This is a genomic window from Mesorhizobium vachelliae (assembly GCF_033977325.1).
Taxonomy (GTDB): domain Bacteria; phylum Pseudomonadota; class Alphaproteobacteria; order Rhizobiales; family Rhizobiaceae; genus Mesorhizobium; species Mesorhizobium vachelliae.
Window position 1 is genome coordinate 239689 of record NZ_JAVIIR010000006.1, and the last position, 21604, is coordinate 261292.

At 65.5% G+C, this 21604-nt stretch carries 17 protein-coding genes; 13 read left to right on the forward strand and 4 right to left on the reverse strand.

Features of this window, described 5'->3' with window-relative positions:
* Positions 1-2: 2 nt before the first annotated feature.
* Positions 3-2213, reverse strand: a complete 2211-nt coding sequence (locus RFM41_RS15355) for a bifunctional diguanylate cyclase/phosphodiesterase (RefSeq protein ID WP_320249939.1) — start codon at positions 2211-2213, stop codon at positions 3-5.
* 119 nt (positions 2214-2332) lie between these two features.
* Between RFM41_RS15355 and xseA the strand changes: the two genes are divergently transcribed.
* Together xseA and RFM41_RS15365 are read left to right on the forward strand one after the other, a co-directional pair.
* The gene (gene xseA, locus RFM41_RS15360) at positions 2333-3898 is read left to right on the forward strand and encodes an exodeoxyribonuclease VII large subunit (protein ID WP_320249941.1); all 1566 of its coding nucleotides are present in this window, start codon (positions 2333-2335) and stop codon (positions 3896-3898) included.
* 8 nt (positions 3899-3906) lie between these two features.
* Positions 3907-5025: a DmpA family aminopeptidase gene (locus RFM41_RS15365; protein WP_320249942.1), complete on the forward strand. Its 1119-nt coding sequence runs from the start codon at positions 3907-3909 to the stop codon at positions 5023-5025.
* 48 nt (positions 5026-5073) lie between these two features.
* On the opposite strand, the gene RFM41_RS15370 is transcribed toward RFM41_RS15365, so the two are convergent.
* Entirely contained in the window at positions 5074-5328 is a 255-nt protein-coding gene (locus RFM41_RS15370; RefSeq protein WP_320249944.1) for a hypothetical protein, read from the reverse strand.
* A 390-nt stretch (positions 5329-5718) separates the two neighbouring features.
* Positions 5719-6390: a FadR/GntR family transcriptional regulator gene (locus RFM41_RS15375; protein ID WP_320249945.1), complete on the reverse strand. Its 672-nt coding sequence runs from the start codon at positions 6388-6390 to the stop codon at positions 5719-5721.
* A 223-nt stretch (positions 6391-6613) separates the two neighbouring features.
* Here RFM41_RS15375 and RFM41_RS15380 point away from each other — a divergent pair, with 223 nt between their 5' ends.
* The 11 genes from RFM41_RS15380 (at position 6614) to RFM41_RS15430 (ending at position 20663) form a co-directional block, all read left to right on the forward strand.
* Positions 6614-7492, forward strand: a complete 879-nt coding sequence (locus tag RFM41_RS15380; RefSeq protein WP_320249947.1) for a fumarylacetoacetate hydrolase family protein — start codon at positions 6614-6616, stop codon at positions 7490-7492.
* Positions 7489-8268: an alpha/beta fold hydrolase gene (locus RFM41_RS15385; RefSeq protein ID WP_320249949.1), complete on the forward strand. Its 780-nt coding sequence runs from the start codon at positions 7489-7491 to the stop codon at positions 8266-8268. Before RFM41_RS15380 ends, RFM41_RS15385 begins: the two co-directional genes overlap by 4 nt.
* A 52-nt stretch (positions 8269-8320) precedes the next feature.
* Positions 8321-9661 (forward strand): metal-dependent hydrolase family protein, encoded by a 1341-nt coding sequence (locus RFM41_RS15390; RefSeq protein ID WP_320249951.1) that lies wholly within the window; start codon positions 8321-8323, stop codon positions 9659-9661.
* Positions 9658-10707, forward strand: coding sequence for a branched-chain amino acid ABC transporter permease (locus RFM41_RS15395; RefSeq protein ID WP_430691539.1), 1050 nt, complete (start codon positions 9658-9660; stop codon positions 10705-10707). Before RFM41_RS15390 ends, RFM41_RS15395 begins: the two co-directional genes overlap by 4 nt.
* Positions 10704-11732 (forward strand): branched-chain amino acid ABC transporter permease, encoded by a 1029-nt coding sequence (locus RFM41_RS15400; protein WP_320249953.1) that lies wholly within the window; start codon positions 10704-10706, stop codon positions 11730-11732. Before RFM41_RS15395 ends, RFM41_RS15400 begins: the two co-directional genes overlap by 4 nt.
* Before the next feature lie 56 nt (positions 11733-11788).
* Positions 11789-13030: an ABC transporter substrate-binding protein gene (locus tag RFM41_RS15405; RefSeq protein ID WP_320249955.1), complete on the forward strand. Its 1242-nt coding sequence runs from the start codon at positions 11789-11791 to the stop codon at positions 13028-13030.
* Between the two features lie 23 nt (positions 13031-13053).
* Positions 13054-13839, forward strand: coding sequence for an ABC transporter ATP-binding protein (locus RFM41_RS15410; RefSeq protein ID WP_320249956.1), 786 nt, complete (start codon positions 13054-13056; stop codon positions 13837-13839).
* A complete protein-coding gene (locus RFM41_RS15415; protein WP_320249958.1) occupies positions 13832-16048 on the forward strand; it encodes an ABC transporter permease in 2217 nt (738 codons plus the stop codon). Before RFM41_RS15410 ends, RFM41_RS15415 begins: the two co-directional genes overlap by 8 nt.
* An 81-nt stretch (positions 16049-16129) precedes the next feature.
* On the forward strand, positions 16130-18334 hold the full coding sequence (locus tag RFM41_RS15420) for a flotillin family protein (RefSeq protein WP_320249959.1): 2205 nt from the start codon (positions 16130-16132) through the stop codon (positions 18332-18334).
* Positions 18335-18640: 306 nt separating this feature from the next.
* On the forward strand, positions 18641-19078 hold the full coding sequence (locus RFM41_RS15425; RefSeq protein WP_320249960.1) for an SRPBCC family protein: 438 nt from the start codon (positions 18641-18643) through the stop codon (positions 19076-19078).
* Between the two features lie 10 nt (positions 19079-19088).
* A complete protein-coding gene (locus RFM41_RS15430) occupies positions 19089-20663 on the forward strand; it encodes an SRPBCC family protein (protein WP_320249961.1) in 1575 nt (524 codons plus the stop codon).
* On the opposite strand, the gene RFM41_RS15435 is transcribed toward RFM41_RS15430, so the two are convergent.
* On the reverse strand, positions 20652-21539 hold the full coding sequence (locus RFM41_RS15435) for a polysaccharide deacetylase family protein (RefSeq protein ID WP_320249962.1): 888 nt from the start codon (positions 21537-21539) through the stop codon (positions 20652-20654). The two genes, RFM41_RS15430 and RFM41_RS15435, sit on opposite strands and share 12 nt — an antisense overlap.
* Between the last annotated feature and the right edge of the window lie 65 nt (positions 21540-21604).

Sequence of the window (21604 nt, forward strand, 5' to 3'; positions counted from 1 at the left end):
CGTCAGGCCCGGGCGACGGCACGCTCCCGGTCGGCTGACGAAACACCCGGCAGCGCAAGCAATTCGCCGGGCTCCAGCGGCGGCGACAGCAGATAGCCTTGCAACTGGCGGCAGCCCATGCCGACCAGCAGGGCCTTTTGGGTGTCGGTCTCGACGCCTTCGGCGGTCACTTCGACCTTGAGCGCCAGCGCCAGCTCGATCAGCGTCTTGGCGATCGCACGGGCGCTTTCGTCCTCGTCGAGCAGGCGCACGAAGGAGCGGTCGATCTTCAACTTGTCGATCGCCTGGCGGCGCAGATAGCTCAGCGAGGAATAGCCGGTGCCGAAATCGTCGAGCACGATGCGCACGCCGGACTTGCGCAGCTTGTCGATCGCCGTGCCGGTCGTGTCATTGTGCTCGAGCAGCACGCTTTCGGTGGTCTCCAGCTGCAGGCGGGACGGATCGAGCCCGGTTTCCCTCAGGACCGCGAAGACCTGTTCGGCAAAGCCGATATCACGCAACTGCATCGGCGAGATGTTGACCGCGATCCAGGGCAGTTCGGTCCTAGCGGCAAAGCTGCAGGCCTCGCTCAGCGCCCATTTGCCGAGCTCGCCGATGAGGCCGCGCTCCTCGGCGATGGCGATGAACTGCGCCGCAGGCAAAGCGCCATGCACCTCATGTCCCCAGCGGATCAGCGCTTCGGCCCCGAGAATGCAGCGGCCGTCGGCCGCGAAAACCGGCTGATAGGCGAGTTTTATGCCGCCGTCACCATCCAGCGCCTTGCGGAGTTCGGATTCGACCCTGCGCTTGCGCAACAGGAGATCGTCCATGTCGCCGGCAAACACCTCGTAGCGGCCGCGACCGTTCTTCTTGGCTTCGTAAAGAGCGATGTCGGCCTTGCGCAGCAGGTCGTCCGCATCCGTCTCCGATCCGGACGACAGCGCGATGCCGACGCTCGCGCTGACGAACACCTGGTCGTCGATCAGCCGGAACGGCTCGCGCAGCTTCGCGAGCAGCCTTTCAGCGATGTCCTCGGCGCTTCCGGCATCGGGAACGTCAAGCAGGATGACGGCGAACTCATCACCGCCGAGCCGGGCGACGGTATCGACCTCGCGGATCGTGTGCCTGAGCCGCGCCGCCGTCTGGCGCACCAGCTGGTCGCCGGCCGGATGGCCGAGCGTGTCGTTGATATGCTTGAAGCGATCGAGGTCGAGGTAAAGCAGCGCCACGCGCGTCCCGTCCTTGCTGGCGAAGAGCAGCGTGCGCCGCAAGCGATCCTCGAACAGCGCGCGATTGGGCAGGCCGGTGAGCGTGTCGTGGAAGGCGAGATATTGCGCCTGGTCCTGACTTGTCTGCAGCGCCGCCGAGGCGCGACGTAGCCTACGCAACAGGAATACCAGCACGCCGCCCGCCAGGAGCAGCGCGATCGCCAGGGCGGGAGCCATCTTACGCACCAGGGCAAGGCCGGGCCGCAATTGATCCCAGCCGATATAGCCGAGGATCACGCCGCGCGAATCGACCAGCGGCACGGCGGCTGGGCCAACCGGCTCGGACAATGGCACCAGACGCGCGCCCTCCAGCAGGTACTTTCCGGCGATCTTGCCGATGACCGCGTTGTTGATGAATTCGACCGAGATATGCAGATATTCGCTGCCGGGCGCCTGAGCGACCCTGTCAGAGCTCGGCAGCAGCGGCATGACGCTCAAGATCGCCGGCTTGCCGTCGAGCGGCACCAGATCCTCGGCAACCGCCTTCGCGGGCTGGCCGGACATGCCGGTTTCGGGCGGTCGCGAGAGCATGCCGCGCAGTTTTTCGATGGTGGGAAGAAGGACAGGCCGATCCTCGCCGTAGGCGGAGGTATCGACCGCCTTGCCTTCGCGCATGGCGTGGATCGGACGGTTGGCGCTATCCAGAATGTAGATCCGGTTATGGCCGTAGTAGGTGTACATCCAGACGCTGAGATTGTCGGCCATCCAGGCCTGGTTGCCGGCCTTTGCATTGACGACGGAATCGTCCCAGACTGAAACGCTTTCCTGCTCCCGCTCAACAGCCGCGATCTGGTCCTGCAGGCCATCGGCGACGAACATCTTCTGCCGTTCGAGAGAGGAATTGTCGGCCTTGCCTGCGGCGTAGAAGCCGAAGCCGACGACGATGGCCAAAGCGAAAGCGGCGAGCGTCAGCACCGTCAGCGTGACCTGACGTGTCAACGGGCTGCTGTTGCGGCGTGCGCTCATAACGTCCCAGCCGGCTCTCCTGCCGCCAGTCAAAGCAAATCGGGCTTAAAATCGCGTTATAATATTAGCGAGGTTTCTCCGTGCTTGACGCGGGCCGATAAGCGCTCCCCAATCGCCAAATGAGTGAAACAGCAAGCGAATCACGCAGCAACGCGACCGAATACACGGTGAGCGAGATTTCCGGCGCGCTGAAGCGCACTGTCGAGGACGCCTTCGGCAATGTGCGGGTGCGTGGCGAGATTTCCGGCTATCGCGGCCCGCATTCGTCCGGCCACGCTTACTTCGCGTTGAAGGACGACCGCGCGCGGATTGATGCCGTGGTCTGGAAGACCACCATGGCGCGGCTGAAGTTCCGCCCCGAGGAAGGCATGGAGGTGATCGCCAGCGGCAGGCTGACGACCTACCCCGGCAAATCCAATTACCAGATCGTCATCGACAATCTGGAGCCGGCGGGCGCCGGCGCGCTGATGGCGCTGCTGGAAGAGCGCAAGCGCCGGCTGCAGGCCGAAGGCCTGTTCGATGCCGGCCGCAAGCGGCGGCTGCCGTTCATGCCACGGGTCATCGGCGTCGTCACCTCGCCGACCGGCTCGGTGATCCGCGACATCATCCACCGCATCAAGGACCGGTTCCCGCTCCACGTACTGGTCTGGCCGGTGAGGGTCCAGGGCGAGACGACGGCACGAGAAGTGACCGCGGCCGTCAACGGTTTCAACGCGTTGACATGGGACGGACCCATCCGCCAGCCCGATCTGTTGATCGTGGCGCGCGGCGGCGGCAGCCTGGAAGACCTCTGGGGCTTCAACGACGAGGGGCTGGCGCGTGCCGTCGCGGCGTCCGGCATCCCGGTGATCTCCGCCGTCGGGCACGAGACCGATACGACCCTGATCGACTTTGTCGCCGACATGCGCGCGCCGACGCCGACGGGCGCCGCCGAGATCGCCGTGCCGGTCAGGGCTGATCTGGAGGCAACGCTCGCCAGCCTCGGCGCGCGGCTCAACGCCTGCGCCTCACGGCATCTGGACCGCAAGCGTCAGGCGGTGCGCGCGGCGGCGCGCGCGCTCCCCTCGCCTGACCAGTTGCTGGCGCTGCCGCGCCGCCGTTTCGACGATGCGACCAGCCGCCTCGGCCGCGGGCTGACGGTGAATATCGAGCGCAAGCGGGCAACGCTGGAGCGGCAAAGGCTGACGCCGGCGACCCTGTCGCGGCGCCTGAACGAGGCGCGCACGCTGACCGGCCGCGACATCGCGCGTGCCCGCGCGGCGTTCTTCGCCATCGTGCGCGAGCGGCGCGCGCGCTTCCAGCGCACATCGACACGCCTGTCGCCGGCGCCGATCGTCCGTCGGCAGAAGCTGCAGGCCGACACGCTGACGGGACTGTCGCGCAGGCAGGACCAGGCGCTGGCAAGGCGGCTCGACCGGCTGCGCGCGGCACTGACCCAGGCCGAGCGGCTCTTGTCGACGCTGTCGCACAAGGCCGTGCTGGCGCGCGGCTTCGCGCTGGTCAAGGACGCCGACGGCACCGTCATCAAACGGGCCGCGGAGTTGGCGCCGGGCGCCGCGCTGCAGCTGGAATTCGCCGACGGCAGTGCCGACGCCATCGCAACCTCCGGCGGCGCGCGACCGAAGCTCGCCGCGAAGTCGCCCGCCAAGGCCAAGGAGCCGGGCAATCAGGGCTCGTTGTTCTGAGGTTTTCAATGGGCAGCCACGACCCGCATCTTCGCACCCCCTCCGGCAAGCCGCGCCTGCGATCGTTCGGCATCGCGCTGGACGGGACGCCCGGACGTTTCAACGCCATCACCGACGTGCCGGGTGTGTCGGTGGGCTACACGACGCTGATATCCGGCGACGGTCCTCTGCAGGTCGGCACCGGCCCGGTGCGCACCGGCGTCACGGCCATCCTGCCAAGGCCAGTCGCCGATCTCGCGACGCCGGTGTTCGCCGGGGTGTTCAGCCAGAACGGCAATGGCGAGCTGACCGGAACGCATATCATCGAGGAGACCGGCGCCTTCAACTTCCCGGTCACCATCACCAACACGCATTCCTGCGGCGTCACCCGGGACGCGACGTTGCGCTGGATGCACAAAATATTACCGGCCGCGCTCGACACAGGCTGGGGCCTGCCGGTGGCGGCCGAAACCTATGACGGCTTCCTCAACGACATCAACGGCCACCATGTGAGCGTGGAGCACGTAGCCAAGGCGTTCGACGGCGCCAGCGGCGGGGCCATCGAGGAAGGCAGCGTCGGCGGCGGCACCGGCATGATCACCTTCGGCTTCAAGGCCGGATCCGGCACCGCCTCGCGCATCATCGAATGGCAGGGCAAGCGCTACACGCTCGGCGTGTTCGTGCAGGCGAATTTCGGCAAAAGGCACAATTTCACCATTCGCGGCCGGCGCGTCGGTCCTGAATTGGTCGAGCCTGCGATCCGCGAGGCGACGGCACGCGCCGAAAAGGGTTCCATCATCGCCGTCGTCGCCACCGATGCGCCGTTCCTGCCGCATCAGATGAAGCGGCTCGCCAGGCGCGTGCCGCTCGGCATCGCCATGACCGGCGGCTATGGCTACCACAGCTCTGGCGATATCTTTCTGGCGTTCTCGACCGCCAATCCGCAGGCGGCGCACGGCGCCTCGGGCAGCATCGGATACGCGGAATTCATCCCGGACGTCGACATCGACCCGTTCTTCGACGCAGTCGTGCAAGGTGTTGAGGAGGCGATCCTCAATGCGCTGGTCGCCAATGAGGATATGACGGGACGCGACGGCAATTTCGTGCCGGCGCTGGCGAAGAGTTGGCTGAAGGAGACGTTCGGCTAAGAGATACCGCCAGCCCGCGCCGGGACGGGCTTTTTCACTCTGCCGGCTTCATTCCGCCGGCTTGTCGGACGTTGCTTCGCTGCTGCCCTCTTCGGCAGCTTCCTCGAGGCGCGATGCGATCAATTCCTGGATGTCGCCGACCTCTTCCTGAATGTCCTCAAGCAGAATGCCCGCCTCGGCGGCCTTGGCGCAGCATTCCTTGGCGAGGGTCTCGGCCTGCTTGTCGATCTTGATCGGCGAATGCTGGCATTGGACTTTCTCGCCAATCCATCCGCGCAGGAACTCGATCGCATGTTCACTCATACTGCTTCTTCCCTAGCGGCAAAGCCGGTTGGTAGCCATGAACGTCCGCACCCCCGCACAGAATGCATGCCCCATTCGAGCCGAGTCGGCCTCGACCGGCAAGGCATCTTGCCCATGGGACAAGGCATCTTGCCCATGGTCCGCGGAGCCGAAGGAATGGGAGGGGTCGAGGTGCACGTTCAGATCATTGAGAATGATGGATCGTTGGCCGGGATCGATAGAAGGCCGCTATTGTTGTTTTTTGCTTGCTTTTTTCTAACTTTGACAGCGCATGTGTATCACAAGCCGTATCGCGGCTTCCCGGTCGATGCTGCCCCGGCCTCAGCCCGAGCAGGCGCTATATAGTGGCATCCTCATGCAATGTCGACTCAGGCTCCGCCATCGGGGCGATTACCTCCCCAGAAGATTGCGCTCGACGGTCCTCAGATGCGTCAGCATGGCTTCGCTGGCGCCTTCGGAGTCGCGCGCCAGCAACGCATCCAGGACGAGTTGGTGCTCGCTGCAATAGGTGGCGCGGCGCTCCTCCGAGAAGGAACGCTTCTTCATCTCGAACCACGGCCGCTGATTGCGCAGGATGCGCATGAGATTGTGTATCTCCTTGAGGAAGTCGTTGCGCGAGCATGCAAAGATGCGGTGGTGGAATTCCGCGTCCCAGTGCTCGAAAGTTGGCATGTCCTGGGACGCGCAGGCAATCTTGTGCGCCTCGCGCACGGCGTTCAATTCGCCGGTACTGGCATTGGTCGCGGCAAAGGACGCCGCCGCCGGCTCCAGCAACTGCCTGATCTCCATCATGTCGGCGGGGCTCGTCCCTTCCATGCGCGCGACGGTCGCGGCCATGGAATCGGGGTTGCCCGCCGTCAAAAAGGTCCCACGACCCACATGGCGTACGACCGTGCCGTCATCCTCCAGCATGCTCACGGCACGCCGCACCGTGTTGCGCGCCACGCCGAACTCGCTGGCGAGGTCACGCTCGGGCGGCATGCGGCCGTTCTCCAGCCACTCGCCCAGCGAAATGCGCTTCTTCAGGGCAAGGGCGATATCGTTGGCAACCAGTTTGGGCATGTTTGGGAGTGCTTATCTGATCCAATACTGAACCATTCATAGCAGAATTTCATGCGCCCGTCCATCATACAAGCCTGCGTACATTTCCGTATTTTCACGCTTTAGGCATTGGGATTATTTGATGAGGCCAATCAGAATCCGGCTTGCGGCCTAAGCCAATTGAAGCTAGCGTGTCTTAAAAGAGCGGAAAATTGGCTCAAAATTGGTTCACGGGAGGAACTTCATGCGGGTCGCGACTTTCTCGCTCGCCGGCGAAAGGCGGGTCGGCCTGGTCGATCTTGCCGCCCAGACCGTCGCCCCCTTCGATTTCCCGGTCGAGCGCGCCGAGACCGGGTTGCTCGCGCTGATCGAACGCAATGGAGCCGGGCTGCCGCGCACCCTCTCCCCGGTTCCGCTGGCCGGCGTGGAGATCGAAGCTCCGATTCCACAGCCGCGCCGCAATATTTTCTGCGTCGGCAAGAACTATCACGAGCACGCGCACGAATTCGCCCGCTCAGGGTTCGATTCCAGCGCCGGCGCCGGGGCGGTGCCGAAGCACCCGATCATCTTCTCGAAGGTGCCGGAATCGGTCGTCCCCAACCACGCCAGCGTGCTGATCGATTCCTCCGTGTCGACGGCGATCGACTATGAGGCGGAGCTTGCCGTCATCATCGGCAAGGGTGGGCGCGGCATCTCGAAGGAGGATGCCCTCGACCACGTCTGGGGCTACACGATCGTCAACGACGTCACGGCGCGCGACCTGCAAGGCAAATACAGCCAGTGGCTGATCGGCAAATCGCAGGACACGTTCTGCCCGATGGGACCGTGGGCCGTCACCAGGGACGAGTTCGATCTCGCCAGCGCCGGTATCCGCTGTTTCGTCAATGAGGACCTGCGCCAGGACTCGCGGATATCGCTGCTCATCTTCGATATCCCGACCATCATCGCCACGCTGTCGCAAGGCATCACGCTCAAGCCTGGCGACATCATCGCCACCGGCACGCCGGTCGGGGTCGGCATCGGTTTCGATCCGCCCAGATATCTCAAGCCCGGCGACGTCGTGCGCATCGAGATCGACGGTATCGGCATGCTGGAGAACCGTTTCGCGGAGAGGCCGCAATGACGACCGTGACCGTCGGCCAGGTCGTCGCGGAAGTGACAGGCGAAGGCGCGGCCGTGGTGATGATCCATGGCCTTGGCGGAACCTCGAACATGTTCCAGCCGCAGATGGGCGCGCTCTCCGGCTACCGCGTCATCCGGCTCGACCTGCCGGGGTCGGGCCGCTCGCCGCGCCCGATCGAGCCGCTCACCATCGAGGGGATGAGCGAGGCCGTCATCCGCGCCGTGGCCGGCATGGGCGTTACATCGGCGCATTTCGTCGGCCATTCGATGGGCACCATCGTGTGCCAGCAGATCGCGGCGACGCAGCCCTCGATGGTTACATCGCTGACACTGTTCGGCGCCCTGGCCGAACCCGCGGAAGCGACCCGGCAAGGCCTTGCCAACCGGGCGCGCCTGGCGCGCTCCGGCGGCATTTCCGACATCGCCGATCAGATCGTCGCCAACGCGATCTCGGCGCACACCAGGGAGACGTCGCCCGCGGCGGCGGCCTTCGTGCGGGAATCGATCACCCGCCAGGACCCCGAATCCTATGCGCGCACCTGTGAAGCCCTGGCGAAAGTCGCCGCGGTCGATGCGCGCCGGATTTCGGCGCCGACCCTGCTCGTCACCGGTGACGCCGACACGGTCAATCCGCCGGGCGTCGCCCAGGCGCTTGCCGACAAGATCAAGGGAGCCGTATTCTCCTCGCTCGATCGGTGCGGACACTGGGCCACGGTGGAAAGTCCGCGCGAGAGCAGTCTGAGGCTCGCCGATTTTTTGAGACGGGTTGATAGGTGAGGATTTCGCAGCGGGCGTAGACTTACGCGCTCGGCAAGTTGGGAGGCTTGTTATGGCAGACGAAAGCTGGGCCGGAAACGGGTCGGGAAGCACGCTCTTCACCAATGTGCGCGTGCTCGACGCGTCAGGTGAATACCCCTACACCGGCGAGGTGCTGGTGCAGGGCAACCGCATCAAGCAGATCACCAAGGGCTCGTCCCGCTTCGGCTCCTCCTCGTCGTCTTCCTACAGCGGCGGCGCGCCAGGGGGCGCCACCGTGATCGACGGCATGGGCGCGACGCTGATGCCTGGCATGATCGACGCGCATCTGCATCTGTCCTGGAACAACGCGCCCGGCATCGATCCCATCCAGATGATGGAGATCGAGGAGCACATGCTGGTCACCATGGAGATGGCCAAGCTGGTGCTCGATGCCGGCTTCACCGCCGGACGGGGCGCGGCCGCCGCCAAGCCGCGGCTCGACGTCGTCGCCAAGAAATTCATCAACCAGGGCCGGTTCCCCGGACCGCGTTACCTCGCGGCCGGACCTGAGATCACGACGGTCGGCGGCCTCGGCGATTCCGCGCCCTCGCATATCCCGCATGAGGGCCTCAATCTCGGCATCGTAGTCTCCGGTCCGGAGGAGATCCGCCGCACTGTGCGCCAGCTGATCAAATACGGCGTCGATTCCATCAAGCTCAACCTTTCCGGCGAGAGCATCACCGGCATGGGCGCGGAGGAAACCCCGATGTCCGAGGAAGAGGTCGCCATGGCTGCTTCCGAGGCGCGCTGCCGCAACAAGGTGCTGTCGGCGCATGCGCGCTCTTCCGGCTCGGTCAAGCAATGCATCCGCCACGGCATCCAGAACATCTACCACGCTTCCTTCGCCGACGAGGAAGCGCTCGACATGCTGGAGGCGGTCAAGGACAAGCACTTCGTCGCGCCCGGCGTCGCCTGGCTGATCAACACCGCGCGCCATGCCGAGCAATGGGGCATCAAGCCCGGCTCGCCGCTGTCGCTCGAATATGAGCGCGAGTTGGAGATGTGCATCGACACGATGAAGAAGATGCACCGGCGCGGCATCCGCGTGTGCATCGGCGGCGACTACGGCTTCGCCTGGACGCCGCAGGGCACCAACGCCAAGGACATCCAGACCTTCGTCGAGATGTTCGGCTTCTCGCCGATGGAGGCGATCCAGGCCGCGACCAAATATGGCGGCCAGATCATGGGCATGGGCGACGAGCTCGGCCTGATCAAGGAAGGCTACCTCGCCGATATCCTCCTGATCGACGGCGATCCGATTTCGGACGTGCGCATCCTGCAGGACAAGAACCGCATCCTCGCGATCATGAAGGACGGCAAGTTCCACAAGGCGCCGCGCATGAACGAGCAGCGCCGGCGGCTGACCGCATGAGCATACTCGACCAGCCATCGTCCTCGTCGCTGTCGGGCGGCGGCATGACACGCCGCCAGGTCTGGGGCCTTGTCGGCCTGCTGGCCCTCGCGGCGGTCGCCTGGCTGGTCTTCGCCGTCTGGCCCGCATGGCTGAACGCGATCCTGATCTCCAAGAAGGCCTTCGTCAGCGCCATCCTCAACGGCCTGACGCTGGCCGGTCTTTATTTCCTGGTCGCCAGCGGGTTCACGCTGATCTTCGGCCTGATGCGCAACATCAACCTGGCGCATGGTTCGCTCTACCTGCTCGGCGCCTATATCGGCTACGAAGTCACCAGCCGCACCGGCTACTGGCTGCTCGGGGTCGCCGCCGGCTTCGCGGTGCTCGCCATCATCGGCGTTGTCATGCAGGTTTTCGTCTTCCGCCGCCTGGAAGGCGACGACCTCAGGCAGACCCTGGTCACCATCGGCATCTCGATCGTCGCCGCCGACCTGATGCTGGCCGTCTGGGCCGGCGGCACCTACCAGATCGCCACGCCGGAATGGCTCGACGGCGCCTTGATCCTGCCCATCATCACCGCGGTTCGCTCGAACGGCGCTTCGGTGTTCCTCACCTATCCGCTTTACCGCGTGGTCGTGCTGGCGGCTGCGATCGTCATCGGGGTCGGACTCTGGCTGATGCTCAACAAGACGCGCGTCGGCATGATGATCCGCGCCGGCGTCGACGACCGCGCCATGCTGTCGGCATCCGGCGTCAATGTGCATGCGGTGTTCGCCATCGTCTTCGCGGTCGGCGCCGGACTAGCCGGTTTCGCCGGCGTCGTCGGCGGGTCGGCGCTCTCGGTCGCGCCCGGCGAGGACGTGCGCTATCTGCTTGCCTCGCTGGTCGTGGTCATCGTCGGCGGCATGGGCTCCATCACCGGCGCGGCGATCGGGGCGCTGCTCATCGGGCTCGCCGAGCAGATCGGCCTCGTCTATTTCCCGACCTATGGCGTGGTGCTCACCTTCGTCATCATGGTGGTGACGCTGGCGGTTAGGCCGCAAGGCATCATGGGGAAGGCGCGATGAGCCTCGCCACAGCCGCCGACGGCGCGGCGCCGCAGCAGAACTGGCTGGACAAGATCGGCGCGGGGCACGTCATCCTTGCCGCCGCGCTCCTTCTCTATCCGCTGGTGGCATCCGACTTCTTCCTGACGCAGATCGCCGGCTATTCGATGATCTTCGGCGTGCTTTCGCTGTCGCTGATGCTGTTGGCCGGCTATGGCGGAATGCTGAGCCTGGCGCAGATCACGGTCGCCGGCATCGCCGCCTACGCGGTCGCCATCCTTGGCAGCAACAATTCCAACGTGCTGGGTTTCGGCTGGCCATGGTGGATCGTCGTCCCCTTCGCGGTCGCCGCGGCGGCGGTGTCGTCGGCGCTGATCGGCTGGATCTCTGTGCGCACGGAAGGCATCTACACGCTCATGATCACGCTGGCGATCGCGACGGCGACCTTCTACTTCGCCCAGCAGAACTACGCGATCTTCAACGGCCATTCCGGCTACGCCGGCATCCACGCGCCGGTATTCTGGGGCATCAACTGGCGGGACCCGAAACCCTTCTACTACCTCTGTCTCGGCCTTGCGATGCTGTCCTACGCGGCGGTGCTCTATGGCTCGCGCTCCACCTTCGGCATGACCTTGCAGGCGATCCGCGACAACCCGCGCAGGATGCGGGCGCTGGGCTATCACGTCACCGCGCACAAGGTCTTCGCCTGGTTCCTGGCCGGCATCCTCGCCGGGCTGGCGGGCGTGCTCCTGGTCTGGTTCAACGGACGCGTCTCGCCGGGCACGATCGGTGTCGACGTGGCGATCGACATCCTGATCATCGCCGTCATCGGCGGCCTGCGCCATCCGATCGGGCCGTTCGTCGGCGCGATCGTCGTCATACTGATGCAGACCTTCGCCATCGACATCGTCGGCGCCGAGCGTTTCAACACGCTGATCGGCCTGGTGTTCCTGGTGATCGTCTTCGTCTCGCCGGATGGAATTCTTGGGTTGTGGGGGAGGATCAAGCCACATCTTGCCCAGGGATCCTTGCGCGCCGGCCCCTAGCGGCCGTCGCGGATGAAGCACTGCAGATCAATGCAATTCAATGGGAGGAACCGAGGATGCATAGACGTACACTGCTGGCCCTGGCGCTGTTCACCGGGCTGACCGCGCCTTCGATGGCGCTCGCCGCCAACGACACGATCAAGATCGGCCTGCTCGCCACATTCGAGGGACCGTTCACGGTGCTCGGCGAGGACGGCGAACGCGGCGCCATGACGGCGATCGCCGAGACCAACGGCACCGTCGCCGGCAAGAAGATCGAGATCGTCAAGGGCTCGTCCGACGCATCGCCCGACAGCGCCGTGCGCGCGGCGCGCAAGCTGGTCGAGCAGGACGGCGTGAAGGTGCTGGTCGGTCCGCTTTCGGGCGATGAGGGCCTTGCCGTCAAGGACTACGCCAAGACGAAGCCCGACGTAACGTTCATCAACGGCACCTCGGCCGCGCAGGACACGACGCTGCGCAATCCGGCCGAGAACTTCTTCCGCTTCTCCACCGACGGCGCGCAGTGGATGGCCGGCCTCGGCACCTATGCCTTCAAGGACAAGGGCTACAAGAAGGTCGCCACCGTCGCCGAGGATTACTCCTTCCCCTACACGCAGGTCTTTGGCTTCATGGCCGAGTTCTGCAAGGCTGGCGGGCATGTGCCGTCGAAATCCTGGGTGCCGATCGGCAACAAGGACTTCTCCTCCGTCATCGCGGCGATCCCCGAGGATGTCGACGCCATCTATGTGGCGCTCGGCGGCGCCGACGCCGTCAACTTCCTGACCCAGTATCAGCAGGCAGGCGGCTCGGCTCCGCTGATCGGCGGCTCGATCACCGTCGACCAGACCGTGCTGACCTCGAAAGGCAAGTTGCGCGACGTGCTCAAGGGCACGCCCTCGGCCGGACCGACCGCCGACACCAATGACGCGCCGGCCTGGAAGTCGTTCGTCGCAGCCTATGCGAAGCAGCCGGGCGCCTTCCCCTCGCCATCGCTCTTCGCCCACGGCTATTATGTGAACATGAAGGCGACGCTGCTGGCGCTCGACCAGGTCGGCGGCGACGTCTCCGACGGCGGCAAGAAATTGCGCGAGGCCTTGTCGAAGCTCTCCTTCGACACGCCGACCGGCAAGGTGTCGCTCGACAAGAACCGCAACGCCGTAGCCGACATCTTCCTGACCGAGGTCACCGAAGGTTCGGACGGCAATCTTCTGAACAAGCTGGTCAAGGTCGTGCCGCAGGTCAACCAGACGCTCGGCATTCCCGAGGACGAGTTCATGAAGCTGGGTGCGGTCAACCGCGACAATCCGAGCTGCCCGTAACGGTACCTGCAAGAGCATCGTCAGTGACCGAAAACCTGGCCGCGAACCGTCTGCAGAGCTCCGGTGCCTATGCGCTGGAGCTCGATGGCGTTGTGCGGCATTTCGGAGCGCTGGTGGCGCTCTCGGGCATCGATATGAGGATCGCGGCCGGCGAGCGGCGCGCGGTCCTCGGCTCCAACGGCGCCGGCAAGACCACGCTCTTCAACGCCGTGACCGGCGACTTCCTGCCGACCGCCGGACGCATCCGCTTCTTCGGCGAAGATATCACCGACCTGCCGCCGCATGAGCGCATCCGTCGCGGCCTGCGCCGCACCTATCAGATCTCGCAGCTGTTCAAGGGGCTGTCGGTCCTCGATTCCATCTTTCTCGCCTGCCGGGGCGTCTCGCGCCGGCGGTTTTCGCTGCTGAGGCCCGCCGCGGACGACGTCAACATGGTGCAGGCGCGATCGATCCTCGAAGCGGTCCATCTCGAGGCCCATCGCGACACACTGGTGGCGACGCTGAGCCATGGCCAGCAGCGGCAGCTGGAAATCGCGCTGGCGCTTGCCGGCGCGCCGCGCTTCATCCTGTTCGACGAGCCTGCGGCGGGTCTTTCGCCGACCGAGCGCCGCGACCTCGTCGCCATCCTCAACGCGCTGCCCAAGCATATCGGCTTCATCATCATCGAGCACGATCTCGACGTCGCGCTGCGCGTCGCGGACTACGTGTCGATGATGCACAATGGGCACCTGTTCAAGGAAGGCACGCCGCAGGAAATCGAGGCCGATCCGGAGGTCCAGCAGATCTATCTCGGAGGCAAGCATGGCTGAACGCTCCGCCGGCAAAAGCGCCAGGGCGGTGCTGAAGATAGAAGACCTGCAGGTCTTCTATGGCGAGAGCCATGCGCTGCAGGGAATTTCGCTGACGCTGGAAAGCGGGGTGCTTTCCGTCGTCGGCCGCAACGGCATGGGCAAGTCGACGCTGTGCAACACCATCGTCGGGCTGAAGCGCGCGCGCTCCGGCTCGATCCGCTTCGACGGCCGCGAGATCACCGCGCTCGAACCGCACGAGATCCACCGCCTCGGCATCGGCTATGTGCCGCAGGGGCGACGCGTCTGGCCGAGCCTGACGGTCGATGAGCATCTGCGTCTGGCCGCCGGCAACCGGCGTGAAGCCGCCTGGACGGTCGAGCGCACCTACCAGACTTTTCCGCGCCTGGCGGAGCGGCGGCACAATGGCGGATCGCAACTGTCAGGGGGCGAGCAGCAGATGCTCGCCATCTCGCGCGCGCTCCTCAGCGACCCCAAGCTCCTGGTGATGGACGAGCCGACCGAGGGCCTGGCGCCGATCATCGTCGACCAGGTCGAAAGGATGCTGGTCGACCTCGCCGCCGAGGGCGAGATGGCGGTGCTCGTCATCGAGCAGAATATCGGTGTTGCCACCGCTGTCTCCAGCCAGGTCGCGATCATGGTCAATGGCCGGATCAACCGACTGATGGACGCTTCCGCGCTCGCCGCCGACCGCGACCTGCAGCAGCGGCTGCTCGGCGTCGGACGCCATGCCGAGGAAGCGCCAGTCACGGCGATGGAAGCGGCGCAGGCAAAGGAGCAGCTGGCGGCCGTCTATCGCGTCGACCGCGCGGCAGGCGGATCGGTCGAACCGGCGGAGGGCGGCGTCTACCGCCCTGTCACCCAATTGCCCAACCGCTGGAACGTGCCGGTCACCGAATTGCGGCAAGCGGCCGTCGACAAGGCCGCGCCCCAGGACGACCCGAGGAAGGTCTTCGCCATCCCCTTTGCCGAGCGCATCGGCAAAACCGTGCTGGTCGCCGGAACCTTCGATACCAAGGGCAAAGAATTGCGCTTCGTCGCCGACCGGCTGAAGTCGCTCGGACTGCCCGTCCGCACCGTCGACCTGTCGACATCGGGAAAGCCGTCGAGCGCCGACGTGCCCGCCATGCAGGTGGCCGGCATGCACCCGCGTGGGTCCTCGGCCGTCTTCACCGACGATCGCGGCGGCTCGGTCAGCGCCATGGCGGAAGCTTTCGCGCGCTGGATCGAGCGCGAGCCGCGCATCGGCGGCGTCATCTCGGCGGGCGGCTCCGGCGGCACCACGCTGGCGACGTCGGGCATGCGGGTCCTGCCTGTCGGCATCCCCAAGCTGATGGTGTCGACGGTGGCGGCGGGCGACGTCGCCAAATATGTCGGCGGCGCCGACATCATGATGTTCCATTCGGTCGCCGATGTTCAGGGGCTGAACTCGATCACCGAGCAGGTGCTTGCTAACGCCGCCCACGCCATGGCCGGCATGGTCGCGCAATTGCCCAATGCGGAGGCGTGGGACGCCAGGCGCAAGCTGGCGCGCCCTGCCCTCGGCATCACCATGTTCGGCGTCACCACGCCGGCGGTGCAAGCGGTCACGAAGCGGCTCGAGGCCGACTACGACTGCCTCGTCTTCCATGCCACCGGCATCGGCGGGCGCGCGATGGAAAACCTCGGCGATTCCCGCCTGCTGTCGGCCTTCCTCGATCTCACCACGACCGAAGTGGCCGACATGATCGTCGGCGGCGTCTTTCCGGCGACCGAGGATCGTTTCGGGGCGGCGATCCGCACAAGGCTGCCCTATGTTGGCTCGGCCGGCGCGCTGGACATGGTCAATTTCGGCCCGCGCGAGACCGTGCCGGAAAAGTTCCGCAGCCGCAAATTCGTCATCCACAATCCGAACGTCACGCTGATGCGCACGACCCGCGACGAGAACCGCGCCTTCGGCGAATGGATCGGCACACGGCTCAACGCCATGGACGGGCCGGTGCGCTTCCTGCTGCCCGAGGGCGGCGTGTCGATGCTCGACGCGCCCGGCCAGCCCTTTCACGATCCGGAAGCCGATAACGCTTTGTTCGAAGCGATCGAGAAGACCGTTCGCCGGGCGCCGCAACGCCATGTCGAGCGGGTGCGCGCCAACATCAACGACACGCCTTTCATCGATGCGGTGATCAGCGCCTTCCACGCGATCGGCCCGAAGCTGCAGAGGCGGGCATGACGAATTTGGCTTTACCTGAGGGCGGACGGATCTTTGAATTGGCGTCTAGCGCTGACCGGATTGTGTAGGGGAGAATAAATCATGGACGCGCAGAGCTTTGGCGCTTTCCTGTTGTGGCTGATCGTTGCCGCGGTCGTGGTGGTGATCGCCGTCTACATCCTGCGGTGGCTCTATCGCCGCTCGACGAAGGAGACGGCATTCGTGCGCACCGGCTTCCTGGGCGAGAAGGTGGTGGTCAATGGCGGTGCCTTCGTGATCCCGGTGCTGCACGAGATCACCCCCGTCAACATGGGTGTGTTGCGCATCGAAGTTCGCCGCGAGGACGCGCTGGCGCTGATCACCAGGAACCGTATGCGCGTCGACCTCATCGCCGAGTTCTTCGTCCGTGTCGGAGCGAGCCGGGAGTTCGTCGCCGCCGCGGCGCAGACGCTTGGCCGCCGCACCCTGCAGCCCGACAGCCTGCGCGAATTGCTGGAGGGCAAGTTCGCCGGCGCCATGCGCACCGTCGCCGCGCAGATGACGCTTGAGGAGATGCATGAACTGCGCGGCGACTATGCCGACAAGGTCCGGGCGCTTGCGTCGGATTCGCTGGCCGCCAATGGGCTCGAGCTGGAGAGCGTCGCCATCGTCGATCTCGACCAGACGAGCCTGGAATATTTCGATCCGTCCAACGCCTTCGACGCCGAAGGCCTGACGCAGCTCACGGAATCCATCGAGACCAGGCGCCGCATGCGCAACGAGATCGAGCAGCGCACTTTGGTCGATATCCGCAACCAGAACCTCGACACGCAGCGCAAGGTGCTGGAGATCGAGCGCGACACCGAATATGCGCGCCTCGAACAGGAGCGCGAGGTGGAGATAAGGCGCGCGGCACAGCGCTCCGAGCTTGCCAGGGAACGGGCCGTGCGCGACCAGGAGGCCGAACAGGCGCAGCTTTCGGCGCGCGAGGCAGTCGAGAAATCGCGCCTCGCCCAGGAGCGCAGCATTACCGAGGAACGCATCCGCAGCGAGGAAGACACCCAGCGCCGCGAGATCGCGCGCCGCCGCGCGCTCGACGAGGCCGAGATGAAGATGCGCGAGTTGACCGAGCGCGAGCAGATCGCTCTCGGACTTTCGCTGGAGAAGGCGCGCATCGAGCGCGAAGGAGCGCAGAGCGGGCTCGAGATCGAGCGCAAGAAGTCGCTCGAGATCGCCGAGCTCGAACGTCAGATCGCGCTGGCCGAAAAGGCGCTCGAAGTGACCAGGGCGGAGGCGGAGAAGCGCCGCGCCGAGATCGTCGAGAACCAGGCGACCGAAACCGCGCGGATCGAGCAGGAACGTGCCGTCGACGAGGTGCGGATCGACAGGGAGCGCCATCTCGAAGCCCTGCAGATCGCCAAGCGCCAGGCCTTCGAGGAAGCCGAGATCTCGGCCGGCGAAGAGGTCGAGCGGGCCCGCATCACCACCGAGCGCGGCATCGAGGAGGCTCGCCTCATCAAGGAGCGGGATATTCGCCAGCTCGGCGTCGACCGCGACCAGAAGGTGGAGATCGCCGAAATCCAGAAGGCTATCGATATCGCCAAGAAGACGCAGGAACGCTCCTCGGCGATCGCCGCTTCGGAGGCCGTCCGCGCCAAGGCCATCCAGGCCGAGGAACAGGCCCTGACCGCCCGCGAGCGCGAGATCGCCGAGCGCCGCAAGCTGACCGACCTGATCGCCGCTAGCCGAGAAGCGGAGCGTGAGGCGCTTCGTGTCACGGCCGCCGCCGAGGCCGAGATGAAGGCCGCGAAGAGCCTGGCGGAGGCGCAAAAGATCGCGGCCGTCGCCGCCGCGGAAGCGGAGAAGATCCACGCCCTTGCCGCCGCCCAGCGCTACGAAGTCGACGCGACCGGCCATCGGCAGATCAACGAAGCGGAGAACCTTCTCTCCAGCGAAGCGCGCGCCGGCCGCCTGCGCGGCAAGCTGCTGGACCACATGGAAGGCATCATCCGCGAGAGCGTCAAGCCGATGGAGAAGATCGACGGCATCAAGATCCTGCATGTCGACGGCATCAACGGCGGGCCTGGCGGCAACCGCAACGTCACCGACGAGGTGATCGATTCGGCGCTGCGCTACCGGGTGCAGGCACCGATGATCGACAATCTGATGAAGGAGATCGGCATCGAGGGCGGCTCGCTCGGACGGATGACCGACGTGCTGCGTGACGCCAAGGACATTTCCAACCTCGCCCGTGACAAGCGACAAGAAGTGCAAGGGAAAGGCAAGGCCAAGACCGCCAAGGACGATGATGACGACCGCGACCATTGAGGTGAGCGCGGTGTTTCCCACCGCTTCGTTGGGCCGTGCGAGACGACGTCCTGCGCCCGATTGCCATGCCGGGTCGGTTCGCGATGATTGCCAAGTGGTTCCCCCACTCCGTCGCCGCTTCGCAGCGCCGCCTCTCCCCCCTCCGGAGGGAGAGCAAGGGAGCCCGCCGCGGAAGGCTCGCGCCCTTCCTCTCCCCCGTCGATCGGGGGAGAGGTGTCGAGCGAAGCTCGACGGAGCGGGGGTCGAGCTGGCGCGGCGCGAGATAATGCATGCGTGGACTGCCATGCCCACAGCCGGCTTTCAAACATGACCAAGGTCTATGTCTCCTCGGTCATCCCGGCTCCGGCCGCGGATGTCTGGAACGTCGTGCGCGACTTCAACGGCTTGCCGGGCTGGGCGCCTTTCGTGGCGGAGAGCCGCATCGAGCAGAACGCGCATGCCGACCGGATCGGCTGCATCCGCAATTTCACGCTCAAGGACGGCGGGCGTATTCGCGAAAAATTGCTGGCGCTGTCGGACTACGACCTCTCCTGCAGCTACGCGATCCTCGAAAGCCCTATGCAGGTGGAGAACTATGTCGCCACCTTGTCGCTGACGCCGATAACCGACGGCAATTTGACGTTGGCCGAGTGGCAGGCGGAGTTCGATTGCGCCCCCGGTCGCGAGGCGGCGCTGACGCAGCAGATCGGCGGCGGCGTGTTCCAGGCCGCGCTCACCGCGCTGAAGCAGCGCTTCGGCCGCTGACCCGCAGCGAATGGTCCAGGTCCGCCAGAGCACGATCATCGATGCCCCGATCGAGGAGGTCTGGGCGATCCTGCGCGATTTCAACGGCCACGACCGCTGGCATCCGGCGATCGCATCGAGCAAGATCGATGGCGGCGAGCCGGCCGACGCGGTTGGCGCCGTGCGCCATTTCCGCCTGGCCGACGGCGGCGAACTGCGCGAGCAGCTTCTGGCGCTGTCCGACAAGGACCGCCGGCTGAGCTACTGCCTGCTCGAGGCGCCACTGCCATTGATGGGCTATGTCGCATCGATAAGGCTGAAGCCGGTGACCGACGGCAACGCCACCTTCTGGGAGTGGCGCTCCGAATTCCATCCGCCGGCGCATCGCCGCGACGAACTGGTGAAGCTGGTCGCCGAAGACATCTATCGTGCCGGCTTTGCCGCGATCCGCAATCTGCTTGGGCGCCGCAACGTCGCCACACCGAACGACGCGAGGCCGTCGCCGGCAATCATGCCGTTGAGGCCGACAGGCGTCGCGCCGCGGTCGATCCCGGCGCCGTCGATCCTCGCACCATCCCTGGGTACGAAAGAAACGACGCGCGCGATCCTCGTCGAGCGCTATGGCGGACCGGACATGCTGCAGTTGAAGGAGATCGCATTGCCGCTGCCGGCGCCCGACGAGGTGCGGATCCGCCACACGGCGATCGGCGTGAACTTCATCGACGTCTATTGCCGCACCGGCTTCTTCGATCTCCTACAGCCGCCCGGCGTGCCCGGCATGGAAGCGGCAGGTGTCATCGAGGCCGTCGGCTCGGCGATCTCGGGCCTGTCGGTCGGCGATCGCGTGGCCTATGCCTGCCCGCCGGTCGGCGCCTATGCCGAGCGCCGCAACATGACGGCCGACCTCCTCGTGCGCCTGTCGGACGACATATCGGACGAAACCGCCGCCGCGAGCCTGCTCAAGGGCGTGACGGCCAGCTTTCTGCTGCACGACATCCATGCGGTCCGGCCAGGCGAGGTCGTGCTCATCCACGCTGCCGCCGGCGGCATCGGCCAGTTGCTGGTGCAATGGGCGCGCCATCTCGGCGCCACCGTGATCGCGACCGTGTCGAGCGACGACAAGGCGCGCATCGCCGAGCGTCTCGGCGCGCACCATGTCGTCGTCTACTCCCGGGAGGATTTCGCGGAAGCGGTCATGCGGCTGACCGCCGGCGCGGGCGCCAACGTCATCTACGATGCCGTCGGCGTCGATACTTTCGCCGGCTCGCTGGCTGCCCTTGCCGTGCGCGGCCATCTCGTCAGCTTCGGCCAGGCATCGGGACCGGTCGGCGCCTGGGACATCGACCGCCTGGCCTCGAAGTCGATTACCATTTCGCGGCCTAATTACGCGCATTATACCGACATGCCCGAGAAGCTCGCGCCGCATGTCGACCGCTTCTTCGCGGCACTGCGCCAGCGCGCCGTCAGGGTCGGGCAGCCTGCGTCCTACGATCTGGCCCAAGCCGCGGACGCCCATCGGGACCTGGAAGCCCGCAGGACCAGCGGGGCGCTCGTTCTGTTGCCGTGGCCACGGATCAAGCCGCCCGTGCGCTTGTCAGAGCGATGAGAAGCTGTTGACGCCGGTGCGCATCGGGTTTTCCGATTTCCACTTTTCGAGCGGGTTCTCCGATTTCCATTCGGCGGCATAGGCGCCGAGCGTGGTGAAATGCACGCCCGCGCAGGCTTTCATGCGCTGGATCAGCCGGTCGAGCATCATGATGCGGTGGCCGCGGCCGATGAATTCGGGATGCATGGTGAGCGTGTAGATGCCGCCCTTGCAGTTATCGAGCGCGTACTGGAAGTCATCCCACCAGATCTCCTCGATGTCGCGCGGATTCGAATAGCCCTGGTTCCAGCCGGCAACGACCTCGAAGGCCGGGTAGTCGTCCAGCCCCCAGGTTACCGGGAGCTCGACGAGTTCGGTCACCGGGCCGAAGGTGTATGGCTCGTCCAGGCCCCACTTGTCGTGCTTGCGCAGATAGTAGGGGTGGAAATCATGCGCCATGCAGCTTGAGTCATAGAGGAAGCCGAACTCCTCCAGAAGCTCGACGGTGTTCTCGCTGAAATCCCAGGCGGGAGAACGGTAGCCGGCCGGGCGGATGTCGAGCTTCCTGTAGGCGGCGAGGCCGTTCTCGATGATCCGGCGCTCATTGTCCCTGTCGAACTTCGCCGGGTTCTCATGAACCCAGCCGTGATGGCCGAATTCGTGGCCGTCGTCGCGGATCGCCCGCACGAGATCGGGGAAAGCCAGAACGTTGTGGCCGGGAATGCAGAAGGTTCCGGGAATGTCGTGCTTCTTCAGGAGCGAAAGCACGCGCGGCGTCGCCACGACTGTGAATTCGCCGCGCGACACCATGGATGGATTGCGGCTTTCCATGGTTCCGATCCATGCCGACGGGCCGTCGACGTCGAAAGTAAGCGCCACCGAGAGATCGTGTTTCATGGCTTTTGCAGCTCCCGGAAAGGAATGTTGAATTTTTGATATTTTGATGCAAGCTATGGAAATAT

Excerpts from the sequence above, each read along its gene's own strand:
- RFM41_RS15370 (WP_320249944.1), bottom strand. The coding sequence starts at position 5,328 with ATGAGTGAACATGCGATCGAGTTCCTGCGCGGATGGATTGGCGAGAAA.
- RFM41_RS15435 (WP_320249962.1), bottom strand. The coding sequence starts at position 21,539 with ATGAAACACGATCTCTCGGTGGCGCTTACTTTCGACGTCGACGGCCCG.
- RFM41_RS15375 (WP_320249945.1), bottom strand. The coding sequence starts at position 6,390 with ATGCCCAAACTGGTTGCCAACGATATCGCCCTTGCCCTGAAGAAGCGC.
- RFM41_RS15425 (WP_320249960.1), top strand. The coding sequence starts at position 18,641 with ATGACCAAGGTCTATGTCTCCTCGGTCATCCCGGCTCCGGCCGCGGAT.
- RFM41_RS15390 (WP_320249951.1), top strand. The coding sequence starts at position 8,321 with ATGGCAGACGAAAGCTGGGCCGGAAACGGGTCGGGAAGCACGCTCTTC.
- RFM41_RS15400 (WP_320249953.1), top strand. The coding sequence starts at position 10,704 with ATGAGCCTCGCCACAGCCGCCGACGGCGCGGCGCCGCAGCAGAACTGG.
- xseA (WP_320249941.1), top strand. The coding sequence starts at position 2,333 with ATGAGTGAAACAGCAAGCGAATCACGCAGCAACGCGACCGAATACACG.
- RFM41_RS15395 (WP_430691539.1), top strand. The coding sequence starts at position 9,658 with ATGAGCATACTCGACCAGCCATCGTCCTCGTCGCTGTCGGGCGGCGGC.
- RFM41_RS15365 (WP_320249942.1), top strand. The coding sequence starts at position 3,907 with ATGGGCAGCCACGACCCGCATCTTCGCACCCCCTCCGGCAAGCCGCGC.
- RFM41_RS15415 (WP_320249958.1), top strand. The coding sequence starts at position 13,832 with ATGGCTGAACGCTCCGCCGGCAAAAGCGCCAGGGCGGTGCTGAAGATA.
- RFM41_RS15420 (WP_320249959.1), top strand. The coding sequence starts at position 16,130 with ATGGACGCGCAGAGCTTTGGCGCTTTCCTGTTGTGGCTGATCGTTGCC.
- RFM41_RS15405 (WP_320249955.1), top strand. The coding sequence starts at position 11,789 with ATGCATAGACGTACACTGCTGGCCCTGGCGCTGTTCACCGGGCTGACC.
- RFM41_RS15385 (WP_320249949.1), top strand. The coding sequence starts at position 7,489 with ATGACGACCGTGACCGTCGGCCAGGTCGTCGCGGAAGTGACAGGCGAA.
- RFM41_RS15430 (WP_320249961.1), top strand. The coding sequence starts at position 19,089 with ATGGTCCAGGTCCGCCAGAGCACGATCATCGATGCCCCGATCGAGGAG.
- RFM41_RS15355 (WP_320249939.1), bottom strand. The coding sequence starts at position 2,213 with ATGAGCGCACGCCGCAACAGCAGCCCGTTGACACGTCAGGTCACGCTG.
- RFM41_RS15380 (WP_320249947.1), top strand. The coding sequence starts at position 6,614 with ATGCGGGTCGCGACTTTCTCGCTCGCCGGCGAAAGGCGGGTCGGCCTG.